This window comes from Pseudonocardia halophobica (assembly GCF_050948485.1).
Classification (GTDB): domain Bacteria; phylum Actinomycetota; class Actinomycetes; order Mycobacteriales; family Pseudonocardiaceae; genus Pseudonocardia; species Pseudonocardia halophobica.
On record NZ_CP192046.1, the window covers coordinates 1,551,348 to 1,567,835 of the forward strand.

Below are 16,488 nucleotides of genomic sequence, written 5' to 3' on the forward strand. Positions count from 1 at the left end.
CTAAGGACAACGATGTCTCAGTCATCCCCGCCCGATGCGGTGAGTTCACGTCCGGCGGCGGCGCCCGCTGGGCTCTCCCGCCGGTCCGTCGTCGCCGCGGGCACCGGCAACGCCCTCGAGTTCTACGACTTCGCGATCTTCGCCTCGCTGACGCCGGTCATCTCGCAGCTGTTCTTCCCCTCCGGTGACCAGCTGGCAGCGATCCTCTCCACCCTGGCCCTCTACGCCGTCGGGTTCGTGATGCGGCCGGTGGGCGCCATCGTGTTCGGCAGGCTCGCGGACCGGCACGGCCGCCGGATCCCGCTGGCGATCTCCGTCCTGATCATGGGCGTGACGACGGTGCTGATCGGTGTCATGCCCACGTACGCCCAGGCCGGGGTGCTGGCACCGCTGCTGCTCTGCGTCGCGCGGCTGCTGCAGGGGCTGTCCGTCGGCGGCGAGTTCGGCACCTCCGCGAGCTTCCTGGTGGAGCACGCGCCGCGACACCGCCGCGGGCTCTACGGGTCCTTCGCCTTCTTCTCCTCGACGGCGGGCAGCGTGCTCGGCGCCCTCGTGGTCCTCGTCCTCACGATCTGGATGCCCGCGGACGCGCTCACCGGCTGGGGCTGGCGGATTCCGTTCCTGCTCGGCTTCCCGCTGCTGGCCATCGGGCTGTACCTGCGCTACCGGATCGCGGAGTCCCCGGAGTTCGAGGCGGTCAAGGCCGTGAACGCGCGGGCGAAGAGCCCGCTGCGGACGCTCTTCCGCGAACACTGGCGGGCGTTCCTGACGCTGATCGGGATCTGCATCGGATTCAGCGTTGCCTCGGCCACGGCGCAGGCCTTCGTGCTCACCTACATCCGCAGCGTTCTCGGGCTGCCGGCGGTGCAGGCGCTGACGAGCGTCGTCCTCGCCACGACGTTCGGGGTGTTCATGGTGCTCGTGTTCGGCCACCTGTCGGACCGCCACGGCAGGAGGGCGGTCCTGGTCTTCGCCTGTGTGCTGACGGTCCTCCTGCCGTACCCGAGCATGTTGGTCATGGGCCTCGGGGGCTTCGGGTCCGTGCTGCTCGGACAGCTGATCCTCTGGGTGCCCGTGGCGGCCTTCGGCGGCGCGATCCCGGCGCTGTTCGCGGAGCTCTTCCCTACGAAGGTGCGGGCCTCGGGCTTCGGGATCGGGTACGGCTTCGGCTCCGCGATCTTCGCGGGCACCGCGCCGTTCGTCGCGACCCTGCTGATCGAGCTGACCGGCGACACGCTCTCCCCGGCCTGGTACATGACCGCGGCCGGTCTGGTGACGCTGGTCGTCGTGGTCACCTCGGTGTCCGTGCGGCGGAGTTCGGACTCGTGAGCCCGGGGCGGCTGACGGGCCGGTCCGCGCTGGTCACGGGCGCGGGATCGGGAATCGGCGCCGCGACCGCCGAGGTCTTCGCGCGGGAGGGGGCGCGGGTCGTGGTCGCGGACCTCGACAAGGCGGGTGCCGGTGCGACGGTCGAGCGGATCCGCGACGAGGGTGGCGTCGCCGAGCCCTACGCCGCGGACGTCTCCGACGAGACCGAGGTCGAGGGGCTCGTCGAGTTCACCGTGCGGGCCTTCGGCGGCCTGGACGTCCTGCAGAACTATGCCTCGAACCGGAGTGTGGTGCCCGAGGACGTCGCCGTGGCGGGCGCCGACGCCGAGGTGTGGGCACGGCAGCTGAACGTGGACCTGATGGGCTGCGTGTTCACCGCGAAGCACGCCCTGCCGCACATGCTGCGGCGGGGCGGCGGGAGCATCACCAACGCGTCGTCGCTGGTCGGCTGGCTGCCGTTGGAGTCGCGGCCCGCCTACGCCACGGCGAAGGCCGGCGTGATCGGGCTGTCGAAGTCGATCGCCGTCGAGTACGGCAGACAGGGGATCCGGTGCAACGTCGTGGCGCCCGGCCCGATCGTCTCGCCCGGCACGGAGGGCATGTACACCGCGGAGCAGACCGAGGTGCTCGCCGAGCACATGGCGGCGCCGCGCCTCGGGCGCCCCGACGACGTCGCGTTGGCCGCGTTGTTCCTCGCCTCCCCGGAGGCCGCGTTCGTCAACGGCCACGTGCTCGTCGTGGATGGTGGGATGTCGGCGTACGCGCCGATGGTGCCGTCGTTCCGGCGGCTGGCGCGGGAGGAGTGAGCCGATGCGGGTGACGGTGACGGGCGGGCTCGGGGTCAACGGAGCCTGGGTGGTGCGCGAGCTCCTCGGCCGCGGGCACGACGTGGTGGTGGTCGAGAACCGCGAGGACCTGACCCTGGTACAGGACGTCGCGGACCGGATCGAGCTGGTCGTCGGCGACATCCGGGACGCCGACTCGCTGGCCACGGCGATGCGGGGGTCCGAGTGCGTGGTGCACCTCGCGGCCTTCGTCGCCGCCGAGCAGGACCCGCACACGGCGATCGCGGTGAACGTCGGCGGCACCGCACAGGTGTGTGCGTCTGCCGTCGCCGCGGGTGTCCGACGGGTGGTGAACACCAGCTCGAAGGCCGTCTACGGGCCGACCACGGGCAAGCGCGGCTTCCCGACCTACGAGCCGATCACCGAGGACGGGGAGCGGTTGCCGCGCGGGATGTACGACATCACCAAGACCGCCGCCGAGGACGTCCTGGGCTGGTACGGCCGCACCGCCGACCTGGAGTGCGTCAGCCTGCGGTTCTCCACCATCTACGGGCCGGGAAAGCTGCAGCGCCACGGCGGGAACGTGGGCATCGGTCTGGTGTCGGCCTACAGCTCGATGATCGAGCTGCCCGCCGCCGGCCTACCCTTCGCGCTCGACCACGGCGGGGAAGAGCGGGACGACCTCGTCTACGTCCTCGATGTCGCCGAGGCGATCACCACCGTCGTGGCGGCCCCGAGGACGCTGCGCCACAACGTCTACAACGTGTCCAGCGGACGAGCGCTGTCGGTGGCCGAGTTCGCGGACGTCATCCGGGCGGTCCTGCCCGAGGCCGAGCTGGACGTCGGCTCAGGGCTGAACCCGATGGACGCCAAGGAGAGCGCCTACATGGTCCTGGACAACACGCGGATCGCCGAGGACCTCGGGTGGAGACCCCGCTTCGACCCGGAGCGCGCGGTCCGGCACTACGTCGAGCACGTGCGGGCGCACCGGTGAGGGCGGCGATCTACCGACGCCCCGGCCCCGCGGCCGAGGTGCTCGAGGTCGTCGACCTGGACGTGCCGGAGCCGGGTCCGGGGCAGGTGCGCGTCCGGATCGCCACGTCGGGGATCAACCCGACGGACTGGAAGGGGCGGGCCGGGCTCACCGCCCGTCGCCCCGACGGGTTCCAGGTGCCGCACCACGACGGCGCAGGCGTGGTCGACGCCGTGGGCGAGGGCGTCGTCGGGCTCGCGGTCGGGCAGCGGGTGTGGCTGTACCTCGCCGCCTACCGCAACCGCTTCGGGACCGCCGCCGAGTACGCGGTGGTGCCCGCCGAGCGGGCGGTTCCGTTGCCGGACAGCGCCTCCGACGACCTCGGCGCCTGCCTCGGTGTGCCCGCGCTGACGGCGGCGCACTGCCTCGGCGGAACGCCGGAGGGGCTGAAGGACCGGACCGTGCTTGTCGCCGGGGGAGCGGGGGCGGTAGGGCATTACGCGATCGAGCTGGCCCGCCACGCCGGTGCCCGGGTAGTGGCGACCGTGAGCTCGCCCGAGAAGCAGTCGCTCGCGGAGGCGGCGGGCGCCGAGCACGTCGTGCTCTACACCGACGAGGACCCAGCGGCACAGATCCTGGCGGCCGTGGGCCGGGTTGACCGGATCGTCGAGGTCGCCCCGATGGCGAACCTCGACCTGGACCTGCGGGTGCTCGCCCGCGGCGGCACGATCGCGACCTACGCCGCCGACGAGACGCTCACCCTGCCGGGCGGGCCGCTGATGAGCGCGAACGCGGTGCTGATGTTCGCGCTGCTCTACACCGTGCCCGCGGAGCAGCTGGCCGCTGCTGTGCGGTGGACCTCGGAGGTCCTCGACTCCCTGAGCGCCCTCCCGATCACGGAGTTTCCGCTGGACCGGGTGGCCGAGGCGCACGACGCGGTGGAACAGGGTGCCGTCGGGAAGGTGGTGGTGCGGCCATGAGGATCGGGAGCATCGAGGTGGTGCCGGTGCTGGACGGCGACGCGCGGCTGCGGCCGGAGATGGGGGTGCGGCACGTCAGGGACTCGGCATGGGACTGCCCGCACCAGCCGCTCGACGCCGAGGGCCGGGTCCACATGGGTATCGGCGCCTTCCTCGTGCGTGCCCGGGACCGCACGGTGCTCGTCGACCTCGGCGCCGGGAACGGGTTCATCCACGAGGCCTTCACCACCGGTGACCTGCCCGCGAACCTGCTCGGGGCGGGCGTGGCGCCGGAGGACGTCACGGACGTCGTGTTCACGCACCTGCACGTGGACCACGTCGGCTGGGCGACGACGCAAGACCGCTTGACCTTCCCACGGGCCACGTACCGTGTGCATGCCGCGGACTGGGCGTACTTCCTGCACGGGCCGGGTGCGGAGGAGTCCATGTCCGAGGTCCTGGCTCCCGTCGAGACGCAGCTCGAGACCTTCGACGAGGAGGTCGAGCTGCTCCCGGGTCTGCGCGCCCGCCCCGCCCCGGGGCACACCCCGGGCTCGACCGTCTTCGTGCTGAGCGACGCGGGGGAGCGTGCCCTGCTGCTCGGGGACGTCGTGCACACGGTCAGCGAACTCACCGACCCGGAGTGGGAGGGGATGTTCGACGTGGACCGCGAGGCCGCCAACGCCGTCCGTGCGCGGATCGCCGACGAACTCGCGGCCACCGGCGATCCCTTCGCTCCCGCGCACCTCCCCGGCCTGTCCTTCGGGCGGCTGGTCACCGCCGACGGCCTCCGCGAGTTCCGTTTCGAGAGCAGCGCCCCGCCGTGATCGGTATCGGGCCGTCTTCCCCTGGGGCCCACCCCGCACGACCGCCGGACATGCGCGGAGGCCGACCTGTAGGAGGCTTGTGAGGGTCCGTCACGCGACCGGTGACCACGTGTCCCGGGATCGGATCGTGGCGTACTGAGCCCACGCCGCGTTCCCGGCGCCGGCGTACCCACCGGCTCAGGGGCGCGGGCGGCTGATGTAGCAGTCGGCGTGGAACCAGCCCGCGGCCTCCTTGCCGGTCGGGTCGAGGCCGCGGGAGCGGACGTCGGCGATCGCGGCGGCCTCTTCCGCAGCGTCGACGAAGCGGCGTTGGCGGACGGTGCCGGGCAGGCGGTGGGTGGCGAGCCCGTGGGCGTCGAGCACGCCGGTGATCTCGTCGTAGTCGAAGACGCGCAGCACGAACGCCACCACCCGGACGTCCGACGGCAGGTGGGCGAGGAGGCGGGTGAAGGTGGGCGGGCCGACGTACCCGACGCCGCCGGTACACACCACCGTCCCCACCTCGGGGAGTGCCGCGGCGAGCCCGGGGGAGGGGTCGGCGCGTTCGAGGTCCTCGGCGAACCCGCGGTCGAGCAGCCCGGCCCGGGACGCGTAGCCGACGGCGGGGGCGGAGGCGTCGAGGCCCAGGACGCGGACGTCGGGGCGGTCCTCCCGGACACCGAAGAACGCGGCGTCGGCGGCCGCGAGCGCGCCCGGGGACAGCTCGGCGAGGGCGGGGTTGGTGTAGCGCGCCGCGAGCGCGCCGAGCCCCACCGAGGTGCGGAGCAGCACCGCGTTGGTGCCGTAGGAGCAGCAGAGGTCGAGCACGGTCCGTGCCCGTGGATCCCGGCCCGCCGCGTCGATCTCGGCGCGGACGACGGGCAGGGCGTGCTCGGGGACCTGGTACTCCAGCGGCGCGAGGGCCGTGAAGTAGGCGCGCGGGTCGGGCGCGGTGTAGATGCCGCTGAAGTCGGCCTTGGACGCCGCGGTTCGCGCGGACCGCGCCGCCGGGGTCATCCGGGGGCCTCTTCCCCGGCGAGGAGGGTGTCGAGCTCGGCCACGGCCTCGCGGAGGCGGTCGGCGAAGACGCGCATCCGGTCGGCCACCGCGTGCGGGGTGGCGAGGTAGATGTCGAAGCGGTCGTGCTGCAGCCCGTACCCGACGCCGATGCAGGTGGGGCTGGTGGAGCCGAAGCCGAAGTACTGGATCCGCGGTGAGGGGACGGAGCTGGTGGAGAGGTAGTCGTCGCGCAGGATCGTCCATCCCGGACTGTCGAAGAACGGCAGCTCCGGGCCGCCGCGGCGGCGCTGGATCCACTGGAGCTCCCAGAGGTGCTGCTCGGGGGCGTACCCGGCCTGGCACTCCTTCGCCCGTCGCACGTGGGCCTCGGCGGCGGCGCGGAAGGCGGCCCGCCGGATGTCGTCGTCCGCGGCCGGGTCGGTCATCACGTCGGCGAACGCGACGATCTCCGGCGTCACCACGCGCATGGCCTCGGTGCGGCCGTGGTGGAAGCGGCGCATGGCGATCGACTCGTAGGTCGTCCCGGTGAGGCCCTTCGCGCGGCGGTGGGCGAGCTGGAAGGCCAGCTGGGCGAACGCGTCGGGGGAGCAGCGCAGCTCCTTGGCCCGCCTGCTGGTGAAGCCCTCGATCGTCAGGGTCGAGGTGGCACAGGCTACGGCGAAGTCGGCGAACTCGGATCCGGCGCGGGCGACGTCGGCGCGCAGGGCGTCGTCGAGCCGCCAGCGGACGGGCGTGACGACGGCCGGGCCCGCGCCGGGGAGGTCCGGGGTCGGTGCGCCGAGGATCGTGTCGACGTAGCCGATGACGGTGGTGCCGTCGAGCTCGCAGTGTTCGCCGTTGAGCCCGGCCGTGCCGTCGCCGAGCACGATCAGCGTGAGCGACTTGTCGAACCACCGGTTCCCGGAGTCGCCGTGCAGGAGGATGTCGCACGCCTCGCGCGGTTCGGCCGGGACGGCGTCCTCCAGGGCGATGCAGAACAGCGCGGTCTCGATCGTCTCGAGGGCGTCCGCGTTGTGCTCGCGCAGCGCGTCGCGGCTCTCCGCCCAGGCCGCGCGGGCCTTGGTCGTGAGGCTCCCGACGCCGTCGCCGCGCTCGGCGGTGGCCGCGACGACGGCGCGGAGGCCCTCGGCGATCTCGGCGGCCGAGTGCGGCGTCCCGTCCGGAGCGATCACGTCGAGCCGGACGACGTGGCCGCGGTGGAACACCACGACGTGCCGCTCGGCCGACGGTCCCGGCCAGGCGGCGGTGTAGGGCGTGCGGCTGGTGTCGATCTCGCGGCCGGGGATGCGGCAGGCCGAGAACAGGTACTTGAGCTGCTCCATCGACAGCGGCGCGCCGCGTTGGGTCGCCGGCGACACGGCCTGGGCGTCGACGGCGAGCTTGTAGGCGACGGTGGCGGCCGTCAGTTCGGCGGCGCGCTCGATCCGGCCGAGACCGGGGGCGTCCTGGAAGAGGAAGAAGAAGTTGGCGTTGAGCGCGATCCGGTCACGGCGGCCGAGGTAGCGGGAGCGCCAGAACGCGTCCAGCCAGCTGTGCACGCCGGGCGTGGCGTCGTAGGCGCGCAGGGCGGCGTCGAGCTCCGGGGCCTCGGCGGCGAGGAACTCGTCGAGGGCCTTCTCGGTGCGGGCGCGCTCGTCGTCGGTCAGCAGCGGTGCGCACCACTCCAGGAACCGCCGGGCCGTGTCCTCGAGGGAGGGCAGCGGCACCCGCGGAAGGGCGTCCTCGTTGCCGAAGGTCAAGGGGGAGAGGATCACCGGGAGTCCTTCAGATCAGGAGCCGGTCGACGCGGCCGGCGCCGGTGCGGACCGAGTGGGCGGCGGCGACGCGGCCGAACAGCTGCCGGGTCCGGGTCGCCGTGCCGACCACCCCGGGCCGACGGCTGTAGGCGAGGATCGCGGTGTGCCGGTCCCGGCCGCCCTCGACCGGGCTGACCCGGTGCAGGGAGTACCGGCCGGCGAAGAGCTGCAGGTCGCCGGGGCGCAGCTCCAGGGTGCGGACGGCCGTGTGGTCACCGTCGAGGACGGCGGAGACGGCGTCGAGGTTCTCGGCCTGCGGCGACCGGATGCCGGGGCAGTACTGGAACGCCCCACCGGCCTCCGCGGCCTGGGTGAGCAGGCTGACGGTGAACTCGTTGGTGTCGAAGTGCCAGGGGTGCTCCCGGCCGGGGACGACGACGTTGAGCACCAGGCCCGACAGCGGGTCGGCGAGCGCGAACACCTCGGGCAGGCCGAACGCGGCGGCGACGAACCGCTGGACGGCGCGGTCGCGGTGGAGCCGCTGGATCAGCGCGTCGGCCGGGATCCGGTCCCGGGCCACGAACGCGTTGCCCCGCTCCATCAGCCGGTGTGCCGGGTGTCTCGCCGGGAGCGCGGGGTCCGGGGCGGTGTTGTACACGTTGACGATCTCGGTCTCGTGGTGGGCGAGGGGCGCCAGGGCCCGGCCCTCCTCGCGCAACGCCTCGACCTGCCCCGCCCGCACGAACCCCGGCAGCACACAGCACCCGGACTCGCGTAGATCGGCCCGCACCCGGTCGACCAGGCCCGGGTCGTCCAGCGGATAGCGGTCGGTGTCCACGATCGTCGGGTCCACGCGGCCCCACCCTTCACGTCGTCGTGCGAGCGTCGGTGTGCGGAACGTAGCGGCTCGCCGGGTGGGCCAGAACTCTCCGACCGCAGGGGTCCCGGGGCGGCGCTCAGGCTTCGGGCAGGTTCTGCACGTGCTGGAAGCCGAAGCGGCCCTTGATGCAGAGGTGCCCGTGGGTCACGGAGTGGTCCGACGGGCTCGTCACGTTGACGATGCTGCCCTGCTGGACGTGCAGCTCCAGGTTGCAGCCCACCCCGCAGAACGAGCAGATCGTGGTGGTCACGGTCTCCGACTCGGGGTGCCAGTCCCCGTCCTCGCGCAGCTCGTGCTCGCGGACCGACTTCAGCGCGCCCGTCGGACAGACCCCGATGCAGTTGCCGCAGTACACACACGCCGAGTCGGGGAGCTCGCCGTCGTACTCGGTGGCGATGTGGGCGTCGAACCCACGGCCCGCGGCGGAGATCGCGAAGGTGAACTGCGCGTCCGTGCCGCACGCCTTCACGCACTTGTAGCAGAGGATGCAGCGGGCGTAGTCGCGCACGTAGAGGTCGTTGTCGACCTTGACCGGCTGGGCGACGTTCGCCGCCGTCGAGCCGTCCGGGGCGTGGTGGTGCCCCGGCCGGCGGCCCGCGCGGTCCTCCTCGGCGGGGGCGGGCGGCCCGTACCGGTCCGGCTCGACGCCGTACTCGACCATCCAGCGCTGCACGTCCGCGCTCGCCTGGGTCATGTCGGTGGACGACGCGAGCAGCTCCAGCACCATCCGACGGCTGTGGCGCACCTTCTCGGTGTCCGTGCGCACGACCATGCCGTCGTCGACCTTCCGTGCGCACGACGGCACGAGCACCCTTGAGCCCTCGACCTCGACCATGCAGACGCGGCAGGCGTTGATGGGCGTGAGGTTGGGCGCCCAGCACAACGTCGGCGTCTCGACGCCCTGCTCGCGCAGCACGTCGAGGATCGTCGATCCCTCGGGGACGCGGAGCTCGCGGCCGTCGACGGTGACGGTGACGAGTCGGGAGATCGAGCCGAGCAGCACGGTCGTCACAGCAGCCCCAGTTTCAGTGCGGACATGACGGCGGCCGGGGCGGTCTGCCCCAGGCCGCAGATGGACGCGTCCTGCATGACGCGGGCCAGGTCGTCGAGCAGCGTCAGCTCCGGGCCCTTCGCGGCGCCCCGGGTGAGCCGCGCGAGCGCCTCCTCCTGGCGGACGGTGCCGACCCGGCAGGGCACGCACTGCCCGCACGACTCGTCGCGGAAGAAGGCCGCGATCCGGCGCAGGGTCCCGGTCAGGTCGGCCTGGGTGTCGAACGCCAGCACCACCCCGGAGCCGAGGGTGGCGCCGATCTCGCGCGCGGCCTCGAGCGTGAGCGGGACGTCGAGGTGCTCGGGCAGGACGAACCCGCCCGCCGCGCCGCCGAGCAGGACCGTCCGCAGCTCGCCGCGCACGCCCCCGGCCAGGTCCAGCAGCTCGCGCAGCGTGGTGCCGAACTCCACCTCGTAGACGCCGGGTGTGGCGACCGCGCCGGACACGCAGAACAGCTTGGTGCCGGTCGAGCGGCCGCCGCCGACACCGGCGAAGACCTGGCCGCCGACGGCGAGCACCGGCAGGACGTTGTACAGCGTCTCGACGTTGTTGATCACGGTCGGTTTGCCGAACAGCCCGCTCGTGGCGGGGAACGGGGGCTTGTTGCGGGGCTCGCCGCGGTGGCCCTCGATCGAGTTGAGCAGCGCGGTCTCCTCACCGCAGATGTAGGCGCCGGCACCGCGGCGCAGCTCGATGTCGAAGCGGAAACCGTCCCCCGCCACGTCGTCGCCGAGGTACCCGTGGGCCCGGGCGGTCTCGATGGCATGCTCCAGGCGCCGCGTGGCGAGGGGGTACTCGCCGCGGATGTAGAGGTAGCCGCGCTCGCAGCCGGTGGCGAACCCGGCGATCGTCATGGCCTCGATCAGCCCGAACGGGTCGTACTCCATGAGCACGCGGTCCTTGAACGTGCCGGGCTCCGACTCGTCGGCGTTGCACACGAGGTAGTGCGGGCGGCTCGGGGCGCGCGCGACGCCGTCCCACTTGACGCCGGTCGGGAACGCGGCCCCGCCGCGCCCGGTGAGCGACGAGTCGGAGACCTCGCGGATGACCCGCTCGGCGCCCATCTCGACCGCGCGCCGCAGCGCCTCGTAGCCGCCGTGGGCGCGATAGTCGTCGATGCTCTCCGGGTCGACGACGCCCACCCGACGCAGCAGGGTCAGCTGCGGCTGCCCGGCCTGGGGGACGCTCACGGTGACGTCGGCGAACGCGGCGTCGGCGGCCGGGACCTCCGCGGGCTCCTCGGTCGCGATCCGGTCCAGCTCCGCCCGCAGACCCCCGATCGCGGCGGGCGCGACGCTCACGTCCGGCCGCTTGGCCAGCTGCAGCATCACGGCCGGGGCCCGCTCGCACAGGCCCAGGCACGGGCTGCGCACCCAGCAGACCTCCTTGCCCTCGCCCTCCTCGCCGAGGTCCTCGGCCAGCCCGGCGATGACGTCCTCGGCGCCGGCCGGCGCGCACGCCACGTCGTCGCACACGTGGACGACGTGCGGCGCCCGCGGCGTGACGCTGAACATCGCGTAGAACGTGGCGACGCCGTAGACGTCGGCGGGCGGCACCGACAGCACCCGGGCGACGTGGTTCAGTGCGCCCGGCGTGAGGTGCCCGACCTCGTCCATCACCGCGTGCAGCGCCGGCAGCAGGATGTGCCGGCGGCCCCGGGCGGCGTGCCCCGAGTCGGGGAAGCGCACGTCGGCGCCCGGCACGTCGTCGGGCGACCGGTGCGCGGCGAACGCCGAGTCGACGGCGCGGCGCTCGGCCTCGGTCGGCGCGGTGCCGGACAGGCGCAGGTCCATCAGATCTTCTCGATGCGGATCGCCGTCGCCTTGAACTCCGACGTACCCGACTTGGGGTCCCACGCGTCGTTGGTCAGGACGTTGATGTCGACCTCCTCGGAGAAGTGCGGCGTGAACGACGCCAGGCCCGGCCGCAGGGACGGGTCGAACGCCACCGGCGCCTCGACCGCGCCGCGGCGGGACACGACCCGCACCCGTTCGCCGTCGGCGATGCCGAGCTCCGCCGCGTCCCCGGCGTCCATCCGCAGCGACTCGCGCCGCCGCATCGGCGAGGAGTACCCGCCGCTCTGCACGCCCGAGTTGTAGGCGTCGAGGATGCGGACCGTGGTGAGCCGGATCGGGAAGTCCTCGCTGAGGACGTCGAGCGGGGCGGCGTGCTCCACCGGCATGAACGGCGCCAGGCGGCCGCGCTCCTCCGGGTTCTCGGCCCACAGCCGGGTGTGCAGTGTCGGCGTGCCGGGATGGTCCTCGTCGGGGCACGGCCACTGGATCCCGCCGAGCGCGTCCAGGCGGGCGTAGGACATGCCGGCGTGCCAGTTCAGGGACAGCGACCGCAGCTCGTCCCACACCTCCTCGGCGGTCGGCTCGCCCCAGGCGTGCCCCATCCGCTCGGCGACGCCGCAGATGATGTGCGAGTCCGGGCGGGCCGACCCCGGCGGGTCGAGCGCCTTGCGGACGCGCTGGACGCGCCGCTCGGAGTTGGTCACCGTGCCCTCGTACTCGCACCAGTCCGCCGCGGCGGGCAGGACGACGTCGGCCAGCTCGGCCGTGGCCGTCCGGAAGATGTCCTGGACGACGAGGTGGTCCAGGCCCTCCAGCAGGTGGCGGGCGTGGGCGGCGTTGGCCTCCGACTCGGCCGGGTTCTCCCCGATGCAGTACAGCGCGCGCAGCGTGCCCGTATCCATCGCCTCGAAGATCTCGGACAGGTGCATCCCCGGCTTCGGCGAGATCGGCACGCCCCACGCCCGCTCGTAGCGGGCCCGTGCCTCCTCGTCGCCGAGGTCGTAGCCGCCCGGCAGCTTGGCCGGGATGGCGCCCATGTCACCGCCGCCCTGGACGTTGTTCTGCCCGCGCAGCGGCACCAGGCCCGACCCGTAGCGGCCGACGTGCCCGGTCAGCAGCGCGAGATTGATCAGGGCGAACACGTTGTCGGCGGCGTTGTGGTGCTCGGTGATGCCGAGCGTCCAGCAGATCTGGGCGCGGTCGGCGCGGGCGTAGGCGTGCGCCAGGCCGCGGATCAGGTCGGCGTCGACGCCGGTGATCTCCTGGGCACGCTCGAGCGTGTAGGGCTCGACCGTGGCGCGGTAATCCTCGAACCCGGTCGTCGAGCGCTCGACGAACACCTCGTTGACCAGGCCGGCGTGGATGATCTCCCGCCCGATCGCGTTGGCGAGCGCGACGTCCGTGCCGACGTCGAGGCCCAGCCACCCGTCCGCCCACTGCGCCGTGGACGTGCGCCGCGGGTCGACCGACCACATCCGGGCGCCCTTCTTCAGGCCCTGCAGGACGTGGTGGAAGAAGATCGGGTGCGTCTCGCGCGCGTTGGAACCCCACAGGACCAGCAGATCGGCGTCCTCGGCCTCGACGTAGGCCGACGTCCCGCCACCCGCTCCGAACACTGCCGTCAGACCGACGACCGAGGGAGCGTGTCAAGTGCGGTTGCAGGAGTCCACGTTGTTGCTGCCCATGACCACCCGGGAGAACTTCTGCGCGACGAAGTTCATCTCGTTCGTGGCCTTGGAGCAGCTGAACATCCCGAACGCCTCGGGGGCGACGCCGCGGAACCCGGCGGCGGCGCGGTCGAGTGCTTCGTCCCAGCTCGCCGGGCGTAGCACGCCGTCCTCACGGACGAGCGGCTCGGTGAGGCGGACGTGGCGGGGGCGGCGCGGCATCGGGCGACCTCCTGCTCGGACTGCGAGGACCAGCCGCGACCAGCCTAGTGAGAAATGCGACTCCGCACACGGGGGCGCGGGCAACTCGACCCGTCCGACAGGCCAGGGCCGCCGACCGTGATCCCGTGGCCCGCCCCGGGACGCGGGAGTGGCGCCGGACCGCATCGTCGCGGCGCCACCGGGCTCGACGGAGCGAGCCCGCAGGGCTCACTTCTTCTTCTTGTCCTTCTTCTTCTTGTCCTTCTTCTTGGCCACGGCGCACCTCCCCAGCCTCTCGGCGTCACCCCTCGTCAACAAACGTCAACTTAGCATTGACGCCACGGTCGTCAAGAGAAGGTTGACGGGGGCTCGCCCGCCGGACCGGGTGTCCGAATCCGTCGTTCCGCCGGGGGCCCTACCAAACGATTGTCTGGGCGGGTACCGTCGGCACGCGGCGGACCAACGGAGGTGTCGCGTGGACTTCGATCTCACCGAGCAGCAGCAGCTCTTCCGGAAGACGGTGCGGGCGTGGGTGGACCGCGAGGTTCCCAAGTCATGGGCGCGGGAGCTGGAGCGCGACGAGCACCATTTCCCGTTCGCGCTGTTCGACAAGTTCACGGCGGCGGGCTTCCACGGCATCGGGATCCCGGAGCAGTACGGCGGCCAGGGCGGGGACGTGCTGACCCAGATGATCCTGGCCCGTGAGCTGGCGCGGTCGCTGGCCGGGCTGACCTGGGTCTGGGGGATCACCTCCTTCGCCGGCGGCAAGTCGGTCGGGCTCTACGGCACCGAGGAGCAGAAGGCGGAGCACCTCCCGGCGATCGTCGAGGGTCGGGAGAAGTGGGCGATCGGGTTCACCGAGCCCGGCGGCGGGACGGACCTGCTGGGCGGCATGCGGACCCGGGCGCGGAAGGTCGACGGCGGCTGGGTGGTGAACGGGCAGAAGACCTGGAGCTCGGCCTCGCACGTGGCCGACTACATCCTGCTGTTGGCCCGGACCGCGGACCACGGCGAGAAGCGGCACCAGGGCGTGTCGCTGTTCATCCTGCCCGCGAGGGCCGAGGGCGTGACGATCCGCGAGATCCCCAAGCTGGGGATGCGCGCGCTCGGCTCGTGCGACGTCTTCCTCGACGACGTGTTCGTCCCCGACGCGAACCTGCTCGGCGAGCAGGACCGGGCCTGGTACATGCTGCTTCCCACGCTGAACAACGAGCGGATCATGCTGTCCTCGTTCTGCGTGGGGATCATGGACGGGGTCCTCGAGGACGCGCTGCGGTACATGCAGGAGCGGGAGGCCTTCGGCGGGCCGATCGGCCGGTTCCAGGCACTGCAGCACCACGTCGCCAACATCGCGATGTGGCGCGACCAGGCCGAGCTGATGGTCTACCGGGCGGCGTGGCTGCAGTCGTCGGGCCGCCCGTGCGGGCAGGAGGCGAACATGGCCAAGGTCGTGGCCTCCGAGCTGGCCGGGCAGGCGGCCGACCTGGGCCTGCAGATCCTCGGCGGCATGGGCTACTCGGCCGAGACGGACATGCAGCGCTACTGGCGCGACGTGCGGCTGTTCCGGATCGGGCCGGTCACGAACGAGATGGCCCGCAACGGCATCGCCGAGGGGCTCGGCCTGCCGCGGTCGTTCTCGTGAGCGCTCCGCTGACGATCCCGGGCCTGGTCCTGCGGGCGGCCCGCGAGCACCCGGACTCCGACGCGTTCGTCTTCCCCGACGTCCGGCAGACCTACCGCGAGCTGCTCGCCTCGGCAACCGAGGTGGCGCGGGCGCTCACCGCGCTCGGGGTGGGACCGGGGGACGCCGTCGGCACCCTGATGCCCAACGGGCTGGCCTTCGCCCAGGCCATGATCGGGACCGCGATGACCGGGGCGTTGTTCGTGCCGGTCAACGCCCGGCTGGCGCCGCGGGAGATCGCGCACGTCGTCCCCGACTCCGCCATGAAAGTCCTGCTCACCACCGATGCCGTCGACGAGCACGTGGACTACGTGGCGCGGCTGCACCAGGCCTTCCCCGAGCTGGCCGGCGCCGCACCCGGGACCACGCCGGCCCTCGCCGGCGCGCCCGCGCTGGAGACGGCGGTGGTGATCGGAACCCGCGCGGCACCCGGCTTCCGCACCGGTGCGGACTTCCTCGCCCTCGGCGCTGCGGTCGACGAGGGCACCGCGCTGGCGGCGGCCGAGGCCGTCACGCCGGACATGCCGTACATCATGATGTACACGTCCGGGACCACGGCGGAGCCGAAGGGCTGCCCGCTCACGCACCGCTCCGTCGTCGGGCTGGGGCGGGCGGTCGGCGAGGAGGCCTTCGCGCTCACCGCCGCCGACCGGATGTGGAACCCGCTGCCGATGTTCCACGTCAGCGCGCAGGCGCCGATGGTCGGTGTGCTCAACGCGGGCGCCGCCTGGCTCTCCATGACCCACTTCGAGGTCGACGCCGCGATGGCCCAGATCGAGCGCGAGCGCGCGACGATCCTCTACCCCGCCTACCCGACGCTGACCGGCCCGCTGCTGCGCCATCCCTCGTACGGCCCGGACACCTTCCGGCGGGCGCGCGCGATGCTCACCGTCGGCCCGCCGGACCTGCTGCGCAGCTTCCAGGAGCTGCTGCCGCACACCACGCACGTCAGCTGCTACGGGTCCACGGAGACCGGCGGGGTCGCCATCATGGGCCGGCTCGACGACCCGCTGGAGGCGCGGCTGACCTCGGGCAAGCCCTTCACCGGGGTCGAGGCACAGGTCCGGGACCCGGTGACCGGCACCGCGCTGCCGCCGGGGGAGACCGGGCCGCTGTGGATCCGCGGGTTCAACCTCTTCCAGGGCTACCGCAACGACCCGGCGAAGACCGCGGCGAGCTTCGACGACGAGGGCTGGTTCCACACCGGCGACCTCGCCTCGATCGACGCCGCGGGCAACCTGACCTTCCGCGGCCGCACCAAGGACATGCTCAAGGTCGGCGGCGAGAGCGTCGGCTGCCTGGAGGTCGAGGCCCACCTGGCCGCGCACCCGGACGTGCAGGTGGCGGCGGTCGTCGGCCTCCCGGACCCGAAGTACGGCGAGGTGCCGGCGGCGTTCGTCGAGCTGCGGCCGGGCGCGGCGGTGACCGAGGAGGAGGTGCTCGCGCACTGCCGTGCGGGGCTGGCGAAGTACAAGGTGCCGCGGTACGTCCGGTTCACCTCCGACTGGCCGATGTCCGCGACCAAGATCCAGAAGTTCCGCCTGCGGGACCGGCTGCTCGACGAGCTGTCGGCCGGCGTGTGACCCGGCGGTGAGGTGGACGGG

At 72.8% G+C, this 16,488-nt stretch carries 13 protein-coding genes; 7 read left to right on the plus strand and 6 right to left on the minus strand.

Features of this window, described 5'->3' with window-relative positions; genetic code table 11:
* Window positions 1-12: 12 nt before the first annotated feature.
* Genes ACQP04_RS07550 through ACQP04_RS07570 form a run of 5 tightly spaced genes read left to right on the plus strand, consistent with a single transcriptional unit; the run spans window position 13 to window position 4,873 of the window.
* Entirely contained in the window at window positions 13-1,329 is a 1,317-nt protein-coding gene (locus ACQP04_RS07550) for an MFS transporter (RefSeq protein ID WP_433506336.1), read from the plus strand.
* Complete coding sequence (locus ACQP04_RS07555) at window positions 1,326-2,135, plus strand: SDR family NAD(P)-dependent oxidoreductase (protein ID WP_433506337.1); 810 nt, start codon at window positions 1,326-1,328, stop codon at window positions 2,133-2,135. Before ACQP04_RS07550 ends, ACQP04_RS07555 begins: the two co-directional genes overlap by 4 nt.
* A 4-nt stretch (window positions 2,136-2,139) precedes the next feature.
* On the plus strand, window positions 2,140-3,108 hold the full coding sequence (locus tag ACQP04_RS07560; RefSeq protein WP_433506338.1) for an NAD-dependent epimerase/dehydratase family protein: 969 nt from the start codon (window positions 2,140-2,142) through the stop codon (window positions 3,106-3,108).
* On the plus strand, window positions 3,105-4,067 hold the full coding sequence (locus tag ACQP04_RS07565; protein WP_433506339.1) for an NADPH:quinone reductase: 963 nt from the start codon (window positions 3,105-3,107) through the stop codon (window positions 4,065-4,067). Before ACQP04_RS07560 ends, ACQP04_RS07565 begins: the two co-directional genes overlap by 4 nt.
* Window positions 4,064-4,873 (plus strand): MBL fold metallo-hydrolase, encoded by an 810-nt coding sequence (locus ACQP04_RS07570; protein ID WP_433506340.1) that lies wholly within the window; start codon window positions 4,064-4,066, stop codon window positions 4,871-4,873. Before ACQP04_RS07565 ends, ACQP04_RS07570 begins: the two co-directional genes overlap by 4 nt.
* A 177-nt stretch (window positions 4,874-5,050) precedes the next feature.
* Here ACQP04_RS07570 and ACQP04_RS07575 read toward each other — a convergent pair whose 3' ends face one another.
* The 6 genes from ACQP04_RS07575 to ACQP04_RS07600 all read right to left on the minus strand — a co-directional run bounded on the left by ACQP04_RS07575 (window position 5,051) and on the right by ACQP04_RS07600 (window position 13,224).
* Window positions 5,051-5,869 carry a class I SAM-dependent methyltransferase gene (locus tag ACQP04_RS07575; RefSeq protein WP_433506341.1) on the minus strand — a complete coding sequence of 273 codons (819 nt, stop codon included), beginning with the start codon at window positions 5,867-5,869 and terminating at the stop codon, window positions 5,051-5,053.
* Window positions 5,866-7,623, minus strand: a complete 1,758-nt coding sequence (locus ACQP04_RS07580) for a choline/carnitine O-acyltransferase (protein WP_433508326.1) — start codon at window positions 7,621-7,623, stop codon at window positions 5,866-5,868. Before ACQP04_RS07580 ends, ACQP04_RS07575 begins: the two co-directional genes overlap by 4 nt.
* Window positions 7,624-7,636: 13 nt before the next feature.
* Window positions 7,637-8,461 carry a HalD/BesD family halogenase gene (locus tag ACQP04_RS07585; RefSeq protein WP_433506342.1) on the minus strand — a complete coding sequence of 275 codons (825 nt, stop codon included), beginning with the start codon at window positions 8,459-8,461 and terminating at the stop codon, window positions 7,637-7,639.
* A gap of 103 nt (window positions 8,462-8,564) precedes the next feature.
* Window positions 8,565-9,500, minus strand: a complete 936-nt coding sequence (locus ACQP04_RS07590; protein ID WP_433506343.1) for a 2Fe-2S iron-sulfur cluster-binding protein — start codon at window positions 9,498-9,500, stop codon at window positions 8,565-8,567.
* On the minus strand, window positions 9,497-11,332 hold the full coding sequence (locus ACQP04_RS07595) for an NAD(P)H-dependent oxidoreductase subunit E (RefSeq protein ID WP_433506344.1): 1,836 nt from the start codon (window positions 11,330-11,332) through the stop codon (window positions 9,497-9,499). Before ACQP04_RS07595 ends, ACQP04_RS07590 begins: the two co-directional genes overlap by 4 nt.
* Window positions 11,332-13,224: a molybdopterin oxidoreductase family protein gene (locus tag ACQP04_RS07600; protein ID WP_433506345.1), complete on the minus strand. Its 1,893-nt coding sequence runs from the start codon at window positions 13,222-13,224 to the stop codon at window positions 11,332-11,334. The genes ACQP04_RS07595 and ACQP04_RS07600 overlap by 1 nt, the downstream gene beginning before the upstream one ends.
* Window positions 13,225-13,678: 454 nt before the next feature.
* Between ACQP04_RS07600 and ACQP04_RS07605 the strand changes: the two genes are divergently transcribed.
* Together ACQP04_RS07605 and ACQP04_RS07610 are read left to right on the plus strand one after the other, a co-directional pair.
* Complete coding sequence (locus ACQP04_RS07605) at window positions 13,679-14,845, plus strand: acyl-CoA dehydrogenase family protein (RefSeq protein ID WP_433506346.1); 1,167 nt, start codon at window positions 13,679-13,681, stop codon at window positions 14,843-14,845.
* The gene (locus ACQP04_RS07610; RefSeq protein ID WP_433506347.1) at window positions 14,842-16,467 is read left to right on the plus strand and encodes a class I adenylate-forming enzyme family protein; all 1,626 of its coding nucleotides are present in this window, start codon (window positions 14,842-14,844) and stop codon (window positions 16,465-16,467) included. Before ACQP04_RS07605 ends, ACQP04_RS07610 begins: the two co-directional genes overlap by 4 nt.
* Window positions 16,468-16,488 lie beyond the last annotated feature (21 nt).